Origin of the sequence: Caballeronia sp. GAFFF1 (genome assembly GCF_023630705.1) — a bacterium.
Classification (GTDB): Bacteria; Pseudomonadota; Gammaproteobacteria; order Burkholderiales; family Burkholderiaceae; genus Caballeronia.
Genome location: NZ_JALQEM010000013.1, coordinates 118157 through 135316, shown reverse-complemented (window position 1 = coordinate 135316; position 17160 = coordinate 118157). Strand labels below are relative to the sequence as shown.

The 17160-nt window shown below is 63.7% G+C and carries 15 protein-coding genes; 7 read left to right on the top strand and 8 right to left on the bottom strand.

All coding sequences use genetic code 11. The annotated features are described in order from the left end of the window. The first annotated feature begins 6 nt into the window (after positions 1-6). Positions 7-2598, top strand: a complete 2592-nt coding sequence (locus NCR37_RS06860; RefSeq protein ID WP_250472335.1) for a tetratricopeptide repeat protein — start codon at positions 7-9, stop codon at positions 2596-2598. Positions 2599-2603: 5 nt separating this feature from the next. Here the strand turns inward: NCR37_RS06860 and NCR37_RS06855 are convergent, their stop codons facing one another. Then, a complete protein-coding gene (locus tag NCR37_RS06855) occupies positions 2604-3380 on the bottom strand; it encodes a hypothetical protein (RefSeq protein WP_250472334.1) in 777 nt (258 codons plus the stop codon). A 663-nt stretch (positions 3381-4043) separates the two neighbouring features. Here NCR37_RS06855 and NCR37_RS06850 point away from each other — a divergent pair. The 3 genes from NCR37_RS06850 to NCR37_RS06840 all read left to right on the top strand — a co-directional run bounded on the left by NCR37_RS06850 (position 4044) and on the right by NCR37_RS06840 (position 9160). Continuing rightward, positions 4044-5381, top strand: coding sequence for an O-antigen ligase family protein (locus tag NCR37_RS06850; RefSeq protein ID WP_250472333.1), 1338 nt, complete (start codon positions 4044-4046; stop codon positions 5379-5381). 1 nt (position 5382) lies between these two features. Continuing rightward, complete coding sequence (locus tag NCR37_RS06845; RefSeq protein WP_502800491.1) at positions 5383-6693, top strand: cellulase family glycosylhydrolase; 1311 nt, start codon at positions 5383-5385, stop codon at positions 6691-6693. 124 nt (positions 6694-6817) lie between these two features. Continuing rightward, positions 6818-9160 carry a GNVR domain-containing protein gene (locus NCR37_RS06840; RefSeq protein WP_250472332.1) on the top strand — a complete coding sequence of 781 codons (2343 nt, stop codon included), beginning with the start codon at positions 6818-6820 and terminating at the stop codon, positions 9158-9160. 6 nt (positions 9161-9166) lie between these two features. Here the strand turns inward: NCR37_RS06840 and NCR37_RS06835 are convergent, their stop codons facing one another. The 3 genes from NCR37_RS06835 to NCR37_RS06825 all read right to left on the bottom strand — a co-directional run bounded on the left by NCR37_RS06835 (position 9167) and on the right by NCR37_RS06825 (position 11667). Further along, positions 9167-10546, bottom strand: coding sequence for a glycosyltransferase family 9 protein (locus tag NCR37_RS06835; protein ID WP_250472331.1), 1380 nt, complete (start codon positions 10544-10546; stop codon positions 9167-9169). Positions 10547-10758: 212 nt separating this feature from the next. Beyond that, positions 10759-11214 (bottom strand): response regulator, encoded by a 456-nt coding sequence (locus tag NCR37_RS06830; RefSeq protein WP_250472330.1) that lies wholly within the window; start codon positions 11212-11214, stop codon positions 10759-10761. A gap of 279 nt (positions 11215-11493) precedes the next feature. Then, entirely contained in the window at positions 11494-11667 is a 174-nt protein-coding gene (locus NCR37_RS06825; protein WP_250472329.1) for a hypothetical protein, read from the bottom strand. 108 nt (positions 11668-11775) lie between these two features. Here NCR37_RS06825 and NCR37_RS06820 point away from each other — a divergent pair, with 108 nt between their 5' ends. Next, positions 11776-11931: a hypothetical protein gene (locus NCR37_RS06820; RefSeq protein ID WP_250472328.1), complete on the top strand. Its 156-nt coding sequence runs from the start codon at positions 11776-11778 to the stop codon at positions 11929-11931. Between the two features lie 113 nt (positions 11932-12044). Here the strand turns inward: NCR37_RS06820 and NCR37_RS06815 are convergent, their stop codons facing one another. From NCR37_RS06815 to NCR37_RS06800, 4 genes are all read right to left on the bottom strand, one after another. Further along, entirely contained in the window at positions 12045-13331 is a 1287-nt protein-coding gene (locus NCR37_RS06815; protein WP_250472327.1) for an RNA polymerase sigma factor, read from the bottom strand. Next, the gene (locus NCR37_RS28510; protein WP_250472356.1) at positions 13328-13726 is read right to left on the bottom strand and encodes a VOC family protein; all 399 of its coding nucleotides are present in this window, start codon (positions 13724-13726) and stop codon (positions 13328-13330) included. Before NCR37_RS28510 ends, NCR37_RS06815 begins: the two co-directional genes overlap by 4 nt. A gap of 69 nt (positions 13727-13795) precedes the next feature. Then, positions 13796-14149: a YciI family protein gene (locus tag NCR37_RS06805; protein WP_250472326.1), complete on the bottom strand. Its 354-nt coding sequence runs from the start codon at positions 14147-14149 to the stop codon at positions 13796-13798. 230 nt (positions 14150-14379) lie between these two features. Next, positions 14380-14559 carry a hypothetical protein gene (locus tag NCR37_RS06800; protein WP_250472325.1) on the bottom strand — a complete coding sequence of 60 codons (180 nt, stop codon included), beginning with the start codon at positions 14557-14559 and terminating at the stop codon, positions 14380-14382. Positions 14560-14571: 12 nt separating this feature from the next. On the opposite strand from NCR37_RS06800, the gene NCR37_RS06795 reads away from it, so the two are divergent. Continuing rightward, positions 14572-16500 carry a hypothetical protein gene (locus NCR37_RS06795; protein WP_250472324.1) on the top strand — a complete coding sequence of 643 codons (1929 nt, stop codon included), beginning with the start codon at positions 14572-14574 and terminating at the stop codon, positions 16498-16500. Between the two features lie 274 nt (positions 16501-16774). After that, on the top strand, positions 16775-17152 hold the full coding sequence (locus NCR37_RS06790) for a DUF2917 domain-containing protein (protein ID WP_250472323.1): 378 nt from the start codon (positions 16775-16777) through the stop codon (positions 17150-17152). Positions 17153-17160: the final 8 nt, after the last annotated feature.

Sequence of the window (17160 nt, the reverse complement as noted above, 5' to 3'; positions counted from 1 at the left end):
TCGCTCATGACCTTCGATCCGAATCTTTACCACGCAGCAGCGACTCATTATTCGAACGGGGACTTCCGCGCGGCGTTGCATATCCTGCAGCCCATGCTCGACGACGCGGCAGCCGACCCGGAAGTGCTGAATCTGGCGGCTATCTGCTGCTATCGACTCAACCGCGCGGGGGATGCGGAAGCGCACTGGCGCCGCGTCCTCCATGCGTATCCGGACCATGCCGGGAGCTACGGCAACCTGGCCAATCTGCTGATGGGGCAGGGCCGGCTGGCGGATGCCGAGTCGGTCTACCGAAAGGCCGTCGCCCTGCGCCCGGATTTCGCGCAGGCGCATTACAACCTCGGCAATCTGCTGCGCACGTGCAATCGCATCGGCGAAGCGGAGGCGTGTTTTCGCGAGGCGCTCCGACTGTGCCCCGATCTGGCCGAAGCGCACTACGACCTCGCGAGCCTGCTGAAAGACGATGGACGCCTGGCGGAAGCCGAAGCCGCCTATCGGGACGCCACCACGTCGCGTCCCGACTACGCCGAAGCGTTCAACAATCTCGGCAATCTGCTGCGCGAGCAGGGCCGGCTCAGAGATGCGCGATCCGCACTCAGGCGCGCGGTGGCGCTGCGTCCGGATTTCGACATCGCGTATCAGAATCTGGGCCTGGTGCTTCAGGAAATGGGCCAGTTCGCGCGGGCTCAGGCGTCCCACCGGCGCGCGACACAACTGAAGCCTGCCTATCTCGAGGCGCATTGCAGTCTCGGCGATGCGCTCCTCGCAACTCGGCGCGCAGCGGAAGCGACGGCCGCGTACGAAGCGGCGCTCGCCATTCGCCCGGACTGTGCGCAGGCGCTGATGGGTCTCGCGCGCGTGCGGCGTGAGACCGGCAGCATCGCGGAAGCGGAGCGGATCTATCGCGAGGTGCTTAAGATGCAACCGGACCATGGAGACGCCCGCGCGGGCCTCGCCCAGCTCCTGCATGAAGAAGGCCGCGTGGAAGAAGCGGCGTATCGCGTGCTCATCGCGCAGTATCCCGGCAACTCAGACCTTCACTATAACCTTGGCGTGCTCCTTGGTGGCGAGCATCGCCTGCCTGAGGCGGAAGCCGCCTATCGCCGCGCGATCGCGCTGCGTCCGGACCGCGCCGACGCTTACACCAATCTGGGCCGCGTCCTGCGGGACATGAACCGGCTTCCGGAGGCCGAGGCCATTCTGAGGCGATCGATCGCGATCGCGCCGCATTCCGCCGAGGCTTATAACAATCTCGCGAGCGTGCTCAAGGACATGAGCCGGATGGATGACGCCATCGAAGCGTTTCGCCGCGCCGTTGCATGCGCGCCCGACAACGAATGCGTGCATCGCAACCTCAACTACGCGTTGACCTATTACGCCGAAGATTCCAGGACGATTCTCGATGAATGCGTGCGCTTCTCTGCGCAGCACGAAGCCCCGTTGCTTGGACGTGCCGTCGCGTATGCGAACGACCGATCGGTGTCGCGGCGGCTCAGAATCGGCTATGTCGCGCCGGACTTCCGGATGCATTGCCAGTCGATGTTTACGGCGCCCGTTTTTGCGCAACACGACCACGCATTGTTCGAGATCGTTGTCTATGCAAGCGTGAAGCATCCCGATGCGGTGACCCATCTAATTCGCGGCATGGCCGATGTCTGGCGCGACGTCCACGCGCTCGACGACGAAGCGCTCGCACAACTCATCCGCGATGACCGCATCGACGTGCTTGTTGACCTCAACCTGCACATGGCCGGCGGGCGCCCCCTTTTGTTCGCGCGACGGCCCGCGCCGGTGCAGGTGCAGTGGCTAGCATATCCGGGTACGACGGGCAGCCGCGCGATCGGGTACCGGCTCACCGATCCGTGGATCGATCCGCCCGATCAGCCCGGCGTCGCCGACCGCTATAGCGAGCGTTCGCTGTGGCTGCCCGAGACATTCTGGTGTTTCGATCCGCGCGTCGTGACGGGCGATGCGCCTGATATGCCCGAGGTCGGTCCGTTGCCCGCCGAACGAAATCACTTCATCACATTCGGATGCCTAAATAATCCCTGCAAGGCGTCGGAGCGTACGCTTCGCATATGGGCTGCCGTGCTGGCCGCGACGCCTAATGCGCGCTTCGTTCTTCTCGCGGAGCGCGGCGCCCGCGAACGCTTCACCGTGCGTCTGAGCGCGTTGGGCGTGGACATGTCGCGTGTGGCATACGTCGGTTATCAGGAGCGCAGTGCGTACCTCGACACTTACAACGCCATCGACATCGGTCTGGACACTTTCCCGTACAACGGTCACACGACCAGCCTCGACGCGCTGTGGATGGGTGTGCCGGTGCCGTCGCGCGCGGGCGAAACCGCTTGCAGCCGAGCGGGACTTAGCCTGCTAATGAACCTCGGCTTGCCCGAACTTGTTGCGCATGACGACGCGGCTTACGTCGACATCGTCACGCGGCTTGCCAGCGATATCCCGCGTCTCGCCGAACTGCGCGCATCGCTGCGTTTTCGCCTCGAACATTCGCCGATGATGAACGCGCCGCGATTCACGCGCAATCTGGAAGACGCCTATCGCACGATGTGGCGCGAGTGGTGCGCCACGGATGCCGACTGATCCGGTCAGAGCGCGTCGAGCCCGGTGACGGTCTCGACAGGAAGCACGGCGTCCGACGGCGCGGCTAACTCATGCCGGCGCAAGCGGTTGACCGCCGACAGTCCCAGCGACAATCCCGGGTCCAGATAGTGAATGACGAGGCTGCGGCGTTCGCCTGCCAGGACATCCAGGTTGCAATGCTGCATCAGGAATCCGTTGAAGACATACACGTCGCCCGCGAGGCCCCGAATGCGCGAGCAGAGGCCCCGTTCGAGATGCCGCTCCGTGCGCGCGGCGCGAAGCTGGAACGGCAGGCCACGCTCGCCCCACTGCATGCTCTTGCGCAAGACGTTGTGACGGCGTCGCGGAATTTCACGTGTTCTCGGATAGACGACGAGATCGCCGCTCCTTTCCTGATCGCTTGCCGTCTTCAACACGATGACGAGCGTGAGCACTTGCGAGTCGAAATGCCGGCAATGGCTGCCCGCCGTCGTCGTGCTGCTTCCGATGCGCAGACCGAACCACGGTCCGACCGTCGCGGTGACCTGCATCGTCGACCTGAGCCAGTCGGATGCTGCGCGCACGGCCTCGTTTTCGAGTGCCCTGAACGCGGCAATGTCGCGCAACGTATGCACGACATCCTGCGCGCTGCCGAAAAACTGCTCGTGGTCGCGCGTGGCTTCATAGGCCGCATCCAGCATGCGGTTGATGGCGGCCAGCGTAGCCTGCGGCACGACGGATTCGAATACCGCAATGCTGCCCTTCGATGCCTGCGTCAACGCGGCACGGTCTTGTGCGTTCATATGCGCTCCCGGAGATGACGTGGAAAGACGGCGATTCGTTGCGGGCGCGACAGTCATCGGGGGCCGCGCGGCGCGTGCCTCGAAGTGAGAAGCATGGCGCCGCTGACGTGCGCGGCATTGCAGGCGTGCGTGCTGGTCTGACTCATGGCGAGCCTCTTTGATTTATTCGATTCATTCGATACCGCGACCCCGCGCGTCCGGCCCCGACCGCCTCCCGGCGCGCATTCCCGTCCGGCTTGATTCGTACGTAATCCTACACGTCGCCATTCATACCGATATGGCTCTAATGTACGACGTCGCGGGCGTTCGCGACACATGACGACCACGAGGAAAAACCCGTAGCGACGCCACAATAAGCCGGCTTATGTTCGGTAACGATCGCAAGGAACGTTCGGCTTCCGACATCGGTGCCTGCGTATTGCGCGCTTATGAGCGCAAGCCGACATAGCAAACGTGAGCGTGGACCATCGACAGGAACGAGCGTGCGTAGGCGCACGGAGGGGCCTCTACCGCGGCGGTAAGTTTTCGGCAACGGGGGCGGGCCTGGCCGGGTCCGTCGCGCTGGAAGCACAGCGCATACAACAAGAGGCGATCGGCGGCGACATGAGCGACATGAGCGACATGAGCGACCCGCGATCCCCGGCGACAAGCGACGGTGAAACAATGGAAAGGGCATCGCTCGAAGACAAACTGTGGGTCGCGACGTTTCTCGCCGCCGTGGGAAGCGACGTGCTCTCGGGTGTCATGCGCTACTACACGTCGATGGCCGGCGTGCCTCAGGCCGCGTATCTTCCGAAAGTCGTCATGGTCGCGTGGGTGCTGTTCACGCTCATCAAGCGCCCGAAGGCGAGCCACGCGCTGATTGCGCTGTACATGCTCGCGCAGTCGTGCGTATCGCTCTCGCATGGCGTCGTGCCGCAAGCCGTCGCGTTCTGGGTGTGGACGGTGACGCCGATGCTCTTTGCGCTCACCGCGCCGCGCGGCGCGCTCGCGCTGCTCAACGCGCGCACCGCGACAAGCGGCTTCGTCGTGCTCGCCGCGCTGTGCGGCATCGGCATTCTCGCCAACACGTTCATGACGCTGCCGTGGGTGGGCGTGAGCGTATCGGTGGGCGGCCACAACGTGCGCGCCGCGGTGTCTTCATATGTCGGTATCGCGTCGCGGCTGTCGGGCTTCGGCCGCGACAGCGCGTCGACGGGGCTCATGGCCGGTCTGCTCACCACGTGGCTCCTCATGCGGACCGACAATCGCTGGTTGCAGTGCGCGTTGCTCGCGGCAGCGGGCGCGGCCATTCACGCCACCACCAACAAGACGGCGCCCGTGGCGCTCGCGCTTGTCGTCGGTGCGCACTGCCTTTTCTCCACGATAACGATGAAGCGCGCCTGCCTGTGGGCGACTGCCTTCGCCATCGGCTTTCCGCTCGCGTCGTTCATCGCGGCTTCGGCGTTCAACCTCTCCGGCACGGGCTACATGACGCTCGCATCCTTCCAGGACCGCATGTTCAATACATGGCCGATACTGATAGAAGGACTCCTGAAGAATAACCGGATATGGCTCGGGCTCGGACCGGGAGGTTTTGGCTCGGCATCCACCTACTATGAAAGCGCGTTCGGCTTCAATGTGGCCTATGCGGACAACACGGTGCTGTATGCGCTCGCGAGCTTCGGCATGTTGGGCGCTGTGGCGCTCATCGGCTTTCTCGTGCGCGTGGTGCTGAGGGCGCAACCCGAGGACAGACCGTCCTGGGCAATGCTTCTTTATCTGCTCTTCGCCTGCGCGACGACCGATATCTGCGAATCGATCGGCTGTCTGCTATTTCTCGGCATCACGCTCGCTTATCTGCGCGAGAGCGGGCTCGCCGTGGAGCCGCGCGCGTGGCGCATGCCGGTGCCGTTGACTGCGATGCAATGGCGCGCCCGCATGCCGGCGATGCATGCGGTGCCGTCGGTCAAGAGCGGGCCGATGCTCGAATCGGCGCGCGACGGACTGCGGAGCCTTTGACATGATCCGCGCGAAAGGCATCGCCCGGCACATCGCGGTAGCGGGCGTGGTGGCCGCATGCATCACGATGCTGCCCGCATCCGCTACGCCCGATGTAGCGCTCGACGGCTCGCCGGTGTCGCTCGAGCGCGCTTATGTCGCGTTGCCGTCGTTTGCCGCGTCGCGGGCGAATACGGGCGTCGCGATCCATCAGATCGGCGATACGCAACTGCTCGACGCCGTGAAGGACGTCGGCTTCTCGTTTGTGCGCACCGACCTCTTCTGGGAAGCGGTGCAGGCGCCGGACGGCTGGCACTTCGGCGAATTCGACGGTCTCGTGAACAACCTGAAGGCGCGCGGTCTCGGGGCGCTCTTCATTCTCGGCTACAAGCATTACGCCTATAGCCCAGACCAGCCGCCGACGTCCGCGCCGCAGCTCGCCGCGTTTCAGACCTATGCGTATCAGGCGGCATACCGTTATCGCAATGCGCCCGTACGCTTCGAAGTGTGGAATGAAGAGGACCATAAGGACTACTGGTTAGCTACCCCGTCGGCGACGGCGTATCGCGCGTTGCTTCAGACGGCGGTAAAAGCGGCACGGGCCGCGAATCCCAACGTAGTGATTGCGACCGGTGGCGTGCAGCAGGTCGATCGCGACTTCATACGCGCGGTGGGCGATATCAGCGCGACGCAAAGCGGGCCGGACGCCGTGAGCGTTCATCCGTATCGGCAACAAGAACCGGAGACCGTGCTCGGCGATTATCGCGCGTTGCGCGAGGACCTCTCGACGTATGCAAGGCGTCCGCAAGTGTGGGCCACCGAATGGTCATACCCGAGCGTCGGCTATCACTATGTAGCCGATATCGGCAATGGTCATGCTAGCGAAGCGCGCGCGAGACAGGCCAACTATGCGGTGCGATTGCTGTTGATGAACTGGATCGCGCAAGTGGGACTGACGTCCTACTACGACATGCGCAACGACGGCAATGATCCGAAGGAGATGGAACATAACTTCGGACTGCTGGATGCGCAGAACGGAAAGCTGCCGGCCTATCGAGCGGTGAAGCATCTGTTCGCCTTCACGGCGGATGCGAAGAACGCGCGGTATTTCATCGACGAGAAGGAGCAGTACATCGTGCTCAAGCTCGACGACGCGCAGGCAACGAAATACGTGGTCTGGTGCTACGGCGCCGGCAACGTGGTGAATCTGGATGTGTCGCGTCTGCCTGCGGGCGCGCGAGTCACGGATTTGTATGGCGTCGCGCGAGGCGGGCAGAAGGTGCTCGCAGTGACCGAAGCGCAAGGGCCGGTCTTCGTGACTGTGTCCTCATAGCGGTCGTGGTACGGATCAGAGAGGCGCATGCGAGGGAATGCGCCTGCGTGGAAATGCACTGACGTCCTGGGTCTTTTACTTTTCGTAGGGATATAACATGCTTTCATATAATATGCGCCCGGCCATGACGCCAGTTCCGCACCGCGGCGACGGTCTCGTCGATCTTTGGCGCAGCGTCGTGCGCCACAAGACCTTGTTGGGCGCAGTCACCGGCACATGCTGCGCGGCCGGTGTTCTCTATGTGCTGCTCGCTACGCCGCAATATCGCGCCGAAGCGCTGTTGCGCGTGCAAAGCAAGGCGGGCACGTCGATCAGCGCGCTTTCCGACGTATCCGGCTCGATGGCCGCCGACGGCTCCGCGAACGACGAGAGCGACGTGCTCACCTCGCGCTCGGTGGTGAGCGCGGCTATCGCGCAGACGGGCGCGGAGACCGTCGTCGAGACGAAGAGCCACTTCCCGTTGATCGGCAGCTATCTGGCGTCGCGCCACGCGAGCGACAACGAGCTCGCGCCATCGCTTTTCGGCCTCGACGAATATGCTTGGGGCGGCGAGCGCCTGAAGCCTGGCGTGTTCACGGTTCCCGAATCCGCTTACAAGGCGAAGTTCCGCGTTGTCGCGGGACAAGCGGGACGATGGACGCTTTTCGACAAGGACGACAGGCAACTCGCACAAGGGCGCGTCGGCGAGACGGTGCCGTTTCAGGTGAGCACGCCGGACGGGCAGGCGCCCGGCGAACTGCGCATCGACACGCTGCGCGCGCGGCCGGGCATCAGCTTCGAACTGCGCAAGTACTCGCAGCAGATGACTTTCGACAACGTGATTTCGCGGCTGCGTACGTCGATTCCGCCGCGTGAATCGTCGTTGCGCGACCCGTCGCTGATCCACCTGAGCTATCAGGCGGAGTCGCCGCTGCTCGCGCAGGCCATGGTCAACGCGATCATCAAGACGTATCAGCAGCGCGACGTCGAGCGCCGTGCCGCGCAGGCGCAGACGAGCCTCGACTTCCTGAAGCAGCGCCTGCCCGCGCTGAAGCAGGATCTCGAAACGGCCGAGCGGCGCCTCAATGCGTTCCGCACGCAAACGGGCACGGTCGACATGGCGCAGCAGAACACCGCGCTCATCACGCGCATGAGCCGGCTGGAAGAGCAGCAGACGACGCTGCAACTCGCGCTCGATGCCGCGCAGCATCGCTACAAGCCCGACAACGAGAACTATCAGAGCGCGCTCACGCAGCTCAATCAGGTGAAGCGCGAGATTGCCGATACGTCGAAGATCGCGGCGAATCTGCCGACCGTGCAGCGGCAATACGTCGAGCTTGCGCGCGATGTCGCCGTCACGACGCAGCTTTACACGAGCGTGCTCACCAATGCGCAACAACTCGAAGTGGCGGCAGCCAGCACGCCGCCCGGCGTCGCGGTGGTCGATTGGGCCGTCGCGCCCGAGAAACAGTCGTGGCCGCGCGCGTGGATCGTGCTGCTTGGTTCCGTATTCGGTGGCCTCTTTATCAGCACCGTTTCGATCTATCTGATCGCATTGAATCGGCGGGAACTTCGGAGTCCGGAAGAAATCGACCAGTTCTCGCAGTTGCCGCGTCTTGCCGTGATCGCGCGTTCGACGGCGCAACTGCGCCAGGACGTGCGCGCGCTGACGCACAACGCGGCGCCCGCGAAACTGCTCGCCATGACGAGTCCGACTGACCCGAGCATCGAGGCGCTGCGCTCGTTGCGCAACAGCGTCCGCGCGATGTTGAGCGGCGCGCCCGTGCCGATGGTTCATGCGGGACTCGGCGGCGGACTCAACTCGCTGAACCCGATGAACGGGATGCCCTTCGGCACGACCACGACCATGATGAATCCGCGCTATGTCGCGAGCGCGGACGATCGTCACGGCAAGGTGATCCTCTTCACCGGCCCGACGCAGGGCGTGGGCAAGAGTTTCGTGTCGTCGAACTTCGCTTATTTGCTGGCGGAAACGCGTGCGTCCGTGTTGCTGATCGACGCGGACATGCGGCAGGGCCGTCTGCGTCATCTCGTCGATGGCCGCACCGGACCCGGCCTCGCTGAAGTACTGGAAGGCTCCGCGCACGTGGATGAAGCGATCGTCTCGCTCGGCGGCGGTCTCTCGATGATGGACGCGGGCGCGTTCTATCCCGAGAATCCGGCGGAACTGCTCGGCCGTCCGGCGTTCCAGGAGACGCTGTCGATGCTGCGCGACATCTACGATTACGTCGTTATCGATTCGCCGCCGGTGCTTCCGGTCAGCGACGCGCTGTCCATCGCCATGCACGATTGCGATCTCGTGCTGCTGGTGTCGCGGGCGGACCGGACGGGCGCGCGGCAACTGGAAGAGACCTTGCGCCGCCTCGAAAACGTGGGCGCGAAAGTGGGCGGCCACGTGTTCAACGGCTTCGCGCCCGGCCGCTACGGCGCTCGGGAGGAGTACGGCTTCAGGGCAGTCGCGCGCTGACAGCGGCTAGCGTGCGTCGGCATTGAGCAGTCGCTGCAACGTGCCGACCACGTCGCCCCACGCGCCGAGTTCGCGCGCCCTGACGAGCCGCATGTTCGGGTACCAGGCCGTCACGGCGCCTTCGCGCTCGTAACGCCATTCGGCCACGTGGTTCAGAAAGAGGTAGGTGCGCTTGCCGAGCGCGCCGGCGAAGTGGGTGAGTCCGCCGTCGTTGCCGATGAACGCATCGAGCCGGTCGATCAGCGCGGCCGACTGACCGAGCGTCATGTCGAGATCGAGCGTGGTGAAGCGATCCGGATCGTTGGAGCGCGGGTCGTTCAACCAGCGGCGGCGTTCGAAGCCGCGCTGCATGACGACCCAGTAGACGTCGCTCTGCGTATCGAACAGCGGGTTGAGATCGGGCAGGGTGAGGCTGCGGCTCGCGAAGTTGTTCGCCGATTCGCACGATGACCAGAACACGCCGACGCAGCGCCGGCCGCGCGCGCGATGCCAGATGCGGTCGATGACGGCATCGACGCTCGCGGGGTCCGCCGGTTCGATATACCGGTGCGACGACGCGTGGCCGAGCACCGGGAAAAGGGCGGTGAAGAGCGTGAACGGGTCCGTCCACATTGCGCCGTCGCCCGTTGGCCTCGTGAAACCGGCGGCTTCCATCGCCCGCACGTAGTCGACGCGATCGGTTTCCGGCGTCGCCACGCGGAAGAGGTCGGTGTCGTAATCCACGGCGACGCCCATCGCCTGCAACGCGCCGATATAGCGCGCCCAGTTCACCAGATCGCCGAAGCCCGACGCGATGAGTTGCACGGACATGCGCGCGGGCAGGGCGCGCTGACCGGTCCAGTATCCTTCGCGGTTCACATGCGGGAAAAGCACGCGCCGCGCGTCGTCGGACGACCAGTACTGATGCATCGCCTCGACACCATGCTCGATGCCGTGAAGCCGCATGCGGCTGCGCGCCTGATGATGACCGAGCACGAAGGCGGAATGCTCGTCGATGCCGTCCGGTCTCAGTTCCAGTACGCGGTTGTCTTCGCCGAGATAATGCCATCCGTACACTCGCCACAGAAAAGCGGCGATTTCCGGCGTCGACGCTTTCTTCACGAAGGATTCGATTCCCGCGAGCGCGACTTCTTTCAGGCCGAGATGTCCGGCGACGTCGCACATGCAGTGGACGTGAAAGGCGAAAGAATCTGACAGACGCGTGAGCATGAAACAAATATCGAGCGCCTGAAGAAATTGTCCCGCGCGCAGATGCACGATTGCGCGCCAATGCCAGTATTCGGCCGTGTTTCCGTCCACCGCGCGCCGCTCGTCCAGAAAGCGCGCGCATGCCTCGACATCGCCCGCGTAGAGTTTCGGATAAAGGTCGTCGTATTGTTCGAGCATGCTGTCGTGTCGTGAAGGGGGCGCGAAAGGGGGCTTTGAGCCTAACGCAAGCGTTAATTACGCGACTATGGCACGATGCCGGGCAAGGTTTCGCTCAGTGAACGAATCGTCGAAGAAATTTGACGATTCAGCGCGTGTTTTCAGTATAGGTCGTCGTTTTGGTCCGCGGAAGCAGGGCGGAAAGCCTATTGGTGAAGCGCCTGCTTCTCGCACTAGAACGCGTAGAGCTCCGGCACTCGTTCGCCCAGCTTGCGCGCTTGATACAACATGCGGTGCGTCTTCGGCGATAAGACGTTGACTTCTCCCCTCAGCAAGCGGCTCACTATCTGTACGACGTCCTGTATTTCATCGGCTTTATTTGCGACGCTCGGTCCGTTCAGATGCGACATTTTCTCCAGAATCTGCGGATCGGTCACCGAGGTATGCAAAAGAATGGAAAGGTGAGAATACCGACGGATGAAAGCAGTAAGCGAATTGCTATTGCCGAGATCGAGATCGTGCTGTACTAAAGCGGGATCGAGAATAAGAAGGTCGATATCGCTACAATGCAGCCGGTCCATTAATTCGACGATGCATGACGATATTCCGACGAGCACCGGAAGACCGCTTTCGCTTAGAAGCATTTTCAAGCCTTCAGCTATCATCGGGGTCGTGTCCGCGATGAGCACTCGATGTAAAGCCTTTCCTCGTTTCATCTTGAAGCCCCAAATCGATTGAAAGGTGTTCCGCATAAGGACGAGGATAACCCGGAAGGCCCGGTTCGAGGATTGATTTTTATGCCTGTTTTTGCGAATGTTTTTTACTGAGGATTTTCTGGTTAGATTCCGATGCCTTCGGGGGATACTTTCGGACGTTAAGCAGTTGGTTTCCAACCGGTTCGAGCGCTGAGGTGAATGGTGCGTGGCGATTATCGACGCGCACCATTCACTTGGAACCGCAGAGCAGGATCAGCGATCGTCCGGACGCGGAACGCCTGCCGGACTCGGGGGATCACGCAAATCGGCGTCCGCTTGCGGCGGTTGCGGCGGGTCTTCGGGTTGCGCCGGGCCGAGATCGGTCAGTCCCTCGGAATCGACTGGATTTTCCGGTGGTTTATTGGTTGTGTTGGTCGGTGCGGACATGGTTGGCTCCGGTTGTCGAATATATCGACACAGTTAAGCAACGCGCATTCCGCGATCAGGCACTGCCGATGCTGAACGTTGGCAGCAATCTCAACAACGGAGACGAACATGACCATTCCGCAGAACGAACCGGGCACCGATGTCGTCGATACGGACAAAGCGGCGCAGCCCGCGCCGAAGTCCGGTGATCAACCGGCCGATATGCCGCTGACCGAGGCGGACGACGGCAATACGCGCACGCCAGCAGCGCCAGCGCAGGAATAGCCGGGTAAACATGGCGATCGGCGGTGGCGTGAGCGGTCGCCGATCTTTCCTTAAACGGCTAAAAAAAATGCGCTAATTTGTCTTATGTCAAATGTGTTTTACGCCTCTACGACTTAACCTATCTCCCGGCTCCGCTTCAACAAAAACTCCCGCTCCCGCGCATTTCTCGCCAGTCCCGCCGCCCGCACGAACTCGTCCCGCGCCTCATCCACGCGACCGAGCCGCGCGAGCAAATCCGCGCGCACGCCGGGCAGCCAGTGATAATTCTTCAACGCGGCAGCATCCCGTAACCGGTCGACGATGACGAGCGCCGCCTCCGGCCCCGACGCCATGCTGACCGCGACCGCGCGATTGAGCTCGACCACCGGCGTCGGCGCCACCTCCATCAGCGCATCGTAAAGCGCGACGATCATCGGCCAGTCGGTCTCGGCGGCGCTCGGCGCGCGCGCGTGGCATGCCGCCAACTCCGCCTGCAACGCATACACGCCGCGAGCGCCGCCCACCGCCGCGCGCCGCAACGCCGCCAGGCCGCGCTGAATCAGCAACGGGTCCCAGCGGGTGCGATCCTGATCCGGCAACAGCACCGGGCGGCCGTCACGGTCCACCCGCGCCTTCGTCCGCGATGCCTGAATCTCCATCAGCGCGACGAGGCCGTGCACCTCGCTCTCGTGCGGCATGAGTTCGGCCAGAATGCGGCCGAGCCGCAGCGCGTCGTCGCACAGCGCGGGTCGCATCCAGTCGTCGCCGGCCGTGGCCGAGTAACCTTCGTTGAAAATGAGATAGATGACTTCGAGCACCGATGCGAGCCGCGCCGCGCGCTCGCCGGCCTTCGGCACCTCGAACGGCACGCGCGCCGCCGACAGCGTGCGCTTGGCCCGCACGATGCGCTGCGCGATCGTCGGCTCCGGCGCAAGAAACGCCCGCGCGATTTCGTCCGTCGTGAGGCCGCCCAGAAGCCGCAACGTCAGCGCGACGCGCGCATCCAGCGACAGCACCGGATGACACGCCGTGAACACGAGCCGCAGCAGGTCGTCGCCGATGTCGTCGTCGCGGGCGGCGTCGAGTGAATCGACGAAATCGGGCGTGATGTGCCGCTCCTGCGCATCCAGATCGCGGCCGAGTTCCTCGTGCTTGCGCGCGTGCAGCGCGTGCTGACGCAGACGGTCGAGGGCCCGGTTCTTCGCTGTCGTCATGAGCCACGCTCCCGGTTTCTCGGGCACGCCTTCGCGGCTCCAGTGCTCGAGCGCCGCGACGAACGCGTCCTGCGCCAGTTCTTCCGCGAGCGCGACATCATGCACGACGCGCGCTACGCTCGCGATCACTTTCGCCGATTCGATGCGCCACACCGCCTCGATGGTTCGCCGCGTCGCTGCTTCGCGTTCGTCCGACGACGCGCTCACGCTGCTTCCGGCTCCATATGCACCAGTTCCCACGTATGTCCGTCGAGGTCTTCGAAGGCGTGGCTGTACATGGATCCGTGGTCCTGCGGCGCGCGCGGCGTCCGCCCGCCCGCAGCGACGGCTTTGGCCACGAGTTCGTCCACTTCCGCCCTGCTCTCGCATGACAGGCACAAAAGCGCCTCGACGCTTTCATGGGCATCGACGAGCGTCTTGTCGGTGAACGTCTTGAAGAACGCCTCGGTGAGCAGCATCGCGTAGATGTTCTCGCCGATGACGAGGCACGCGGCGGCATCGTTGGTGAATGCAGGGTTGAAGTGAAGGCCGAGCGCCTTGAAAAACGTCATCGATTGCTGAAGGTCGCGAACCGCCAGGTTCACGAAGATCTGCTTGTGCATGGCGTGATGCTCCGTTTTCATGGGATGTCGTTCGAACGACGATCGAAGCACGCGGGACTCGACACCGCGTCACAGATAGCACGGCCCGAGCTTGCGGACCTCCACCGTGCACCATGCCGCCGCCGGGCACTCGGCGGCAATCGCCACCGCTTCGGCGTGCGTCTCGCAATCGAGCAGAAAGAAGCCGCCGATCATTTCCTTCGCTTCCGCGAACGGCCCGTCGATGACGCGCGCGTCGCCTCTCACCGTGGAAACGCGCGACGCGTCCGCGAGTGACGTCAGCGATTCGCACGCGCGCAGGACGCCGCGCGCCTTCAGTGTGTCGGCGAACTCGACCATCTGCCGATATGCCTCCCGACCTTCGTCGGCCGTGCGCTGCGCGCGCTGGCCGACGGGTTCCACGATGAGCAACAGAAAAGCCACGGCGGTCTCCTTTCGTGAAGTTATGTGCCGACAAAGTTAAACCGGCATCGTCCCGACGGCAACCTCGCACGCTGCAACTATTCATATGAGGAAAACAGCTTATTGTCGTACGTTACAAGACGTTACGAGCTGTTACGTGCCATTGTCTGAATTATCCCGTAGTATTTGCCTCCGTTGGCCGGTAAGCGAATTGCGCAGAAGCAATTAATACCGCCCGATGTCGCTTGCCCTCAGTAGAGCGTCGCGCCGCGGTGGCCACCGCTGAACGTCCGCTCGTCCATCACGACGGCGCATTTGTTCGCTTCTTCGAAATCCGGCCCGAAGCCGGGAGAGGCGAATACGTCGGTTCCCTGCCCGTCCCGAACCCGATGCCGAAGGCGTCGCCGGTCGCCTGCGCGCGTCCGGTTCATGCACATGAATCCATGAAGAAGAATACTTTCCTGCTTTCGACGCTCGTCCTCGCTCTCGCCGGTTGTGGCGGCAGCGACGACGCCTCCTCGCCCGCCTCCGTCACGAACGCCGCCAACGCCACGGCCGACGGCTCCACGGCGGCCGACCCCAGTGCGGTCGCCAAGGCGGCGAGCGCGCAGTCGATGACCTGCGGCGCACCCTCGGCAGCGGCGGCATCGGGCGGCAGCGGACAGATCACGGCGGACACGCCGAGCAGCGACGGCTCGCGCATGTTCCCCGCCGGCACGAAGTTCCAGGTGGCGATCACCACGCGCCCCGGCTCCGCCGACACGCTCAAATGGACCATCGCCGATGCGCTCGGAAAGACGGTCGCGAGCGGCAGCTTCCCGGCGCCTGCGGCGGCGACCAAGACCACGCTCACGTGCTCCTCGACGCTCGCGGGATATTTCGCGGTTTCGGCGACGCTCGCCAATCACGGCGGACAGGTTCAGACGGCCGGCACGCGCCCGAACGGCATCGCCACCTTCGGCGTGATTCCGGATCTCGGCGGCGTGATTCCCGCCGTCACGTACGCCAAGCAGGAACAGCATCGCTTCGGCATGCAGGGCTTCAACGGCAACGGCACGATGCTCGCCGCGCTCGGCATCTCGTCGACGATCGACGACCGCCAGATGTCCGTGATGGAGCCGAACGGCCGCTTCGCCTTCAACCCGAACGCGAACAACCTCGACCCGTTCTATACGTCCGGCAAGATCATGCGCCTCGTCCGTCTGGACGGCATTCCCGGCGGCGCGAGCATGCACGGCCTCAGCCCCGACTACAGCTACATCCCGAACGACCTGACGTACTACGCGAACTACATGGGCCGCGTCGGACAGGAAACCGAGGCGATCCGCGCGCGTTACTACCCGACCATGTCGGCGAATTACTATCAGGTGACGTGGGAGCCGTACATCCAGTGGAAGGACACGGACGCGAACTTCGTCGCGCTGTACAAGGCGGCGTATCAGGGCCTGCATTCGAAGGACCCGCACGCGGTCGTGATGGGTCCGGCCGAGCCGTTCCCGTCCCTCACCACCGATCGCCTGAAGCGCCTCGCGCCGCTCGGCCTCGCGCAGTATCTCGACGGCATCGCAACGCACGGTTACTACGATGCGGGCACGTCGCCGTCGCATCCGCCGGAGCGTCATCACACGGACGCGAATGCCGCCGATGCCGCGAACTCGCTGCTCAACGAGATGCGCAACCTGCGCGCGGAAATGGCGAAGGACTACAAACCGAACATGAAGCTCTTCGTCACCGAGACGGGCATCAGCTATGACCTCGGCGCGAACTACGGTCCGAACTATCCGTCGCCGAACATTCTGTTCGCGCACGGCGCGGTTGTCGCGCGCGCGCATATCATCCTGCTCGGCGAAGGCGCGGACCAGACCTACGTGTTCTTCGGGCCGGACTTCCCCGGCGAGCCGGGCTACGGCACGTTCTTCGATCTGGATCATCCGCAGGCCGCGTTCGGCACGACGAACATCAGCCCGAAGCCGGCCGCGATGGAAGTCGCCGCGATGACCCGCGTGCTCGACGGCACCACCACGCTCGGTCCCGTGAACAACCTGCCCTCCGGCGTGTACGCCTATGCGTTCCAGCAACTCGGCAACGGCAAGGTCATCACCGCGCTCTGGACGCACAACAACGCCGTGTGGCCGGCTTCGAACGGCGCATTCAGCACGACTTACAGCAGCGCCTACAAGCTCAATGTCGATGCAGCCGGCACGAGCGGCACGGTGAAGCTGATCGACGCGATGGGCAACGTGTCGAGCGCGCCGTACACGAACGGCGTGGTGACGCTCACGCTCACCGAGTCGCCGCAGTACGTCGTATCGACCAACGCGGATGTCGCGAAGAAGAACGCGACGAAGCCGCAGGGTTACACGGGCATGTGACCTTCGCGCAGTAAAAATGCGAATGCGCCCGCTGTCTCGATATTGACAGCGCCGCGCGTTCGCACCGATACTGCGTTTCATGCACGCAATCCTTTCCCTCGCCATCGCCGCGATTAAAAACCCAGTGAACGCCATCATCGGCGGGTCATCGGGAGAACGCGTGCGCTAGCGAGACAGGCAAGCAAGTCGATTCCGAAGGCCCCGCCGCAAGACGGGGCCTTTTTGTTTGATGCGTGCCTGGCCTTCCGTCTTCGGCTCTAATATGGAGAGCAAGATGGAAGAGCTATCGCAAGTGCTGGAAGGGCGTGGCGCGCGCCACGGCGTCGCCTCGGGCAAGCTGCATGCGTCGGGCGCGCGCGTGGTCGTGTATGTCGAGGTGCTGCCGCATCAGACGGTCTCGTGGCGGCTCGCGCGGGATGCCGAACTGCGCGCGGACGCCTCGATATGGCTCACGCGTCATGAGGACCCCTACGACTACTGGCTCAAGCCCGGCGATGTCGTGCGGCTTGCGCGCGGTGAACGCGTGTGGCTGTCGTCGGACTCGGAGCACGCCGTCGAGGTGTCGCTGACTTCGTATCGCGCGAAGCAGATCAGGCCCGCGTGGTCGCGCTTCATCGCTCGCTTCGTGCCGCGCGCCGTGAACGCGCTTTGATAGCCGCC

Coding starts and splice junctions, on each gene's coding strand:
- NCR37_RS06860 (WP_250472335.1), top strand. CDS start 7: ATGACCTTCGATCCGAATCTTTACCACGCAGCAGCGACTCATTATTCG.
- NCR37_RS06855 (WP_250472334.1), bottom strand. CDS start 3,380: ATGAACGCACAAGACCGTGCCGCGTTGACGCAGGCATCGAAGGGCAGC.
- NCR37_RS06850 (WP_250472333.1), top strand. CDS start 4,044: ATGGAAAGGGCATCGCTCGAAGACAAACTGTGGGTCGCGACGTTTCTC.
- NCR37_RS06845 (WP_502800491.1), top strand. CDS start 5,383: ATGATCCGCGCGAAAGGCATCGCCCGGCACATCGCGGTAGCGGGCGTG.
- NCR37_RS06840 (WP_250472332.1), top strand. CDS start 6,818: ATGACGCCAGTTCCGCACCGCGGCGACGGTCTCGTCGATCTTTGGCGC.
- NCR37_RS06835 (WP_250472331.1), bottom strand. CDS start 10,546: ATGCTCGAACAATACGACGACCTTTATCCGAAACTCTACGCGGGCGAT.
- NCR37_RS06825 (WP_250472329.1), bottom strand. CDS start 11,667: ATGTCCGCACCGACCAACACAACCAATAAACCACCGGAAAATCCAGTC.
- NCR37_RS06820 (WP_250472328.1), top strand. CDS start 11,776: ATGACCATTCCGCAGAACGAACCGGGCACCGATGTCGTCGATACGGAC.
- NCR37_RS28510 (WP_250472356.1), bottom strand. CDS start 13,726: ATGCACAAGCAGATCTTCGTGAACCTGGCGGTTCGCGACCTTCAGCAA.
- NCR37_RS06800 (WP_250472325.1), bottom strand. CDS start 14,559: ATGAACCGGACGCGCGCAGGCGACCGGCGACGCCTTCGGCATCGGGTT.
- NCR37_RS06795 (WP_250472324.1), top strand. CDS start 14,572: ATGAAGAAGAATACTTTCCTGCTTTCGACGCTCGTCCTCGCTCTCGCC.
- NCR37_RS06790 (WP_250472323.1), top strand. CDS start 16,775: ATGGAAGAGCTATCGCAAGTGCTGGAAGGGCGTGGCGCGCGCCACGGC.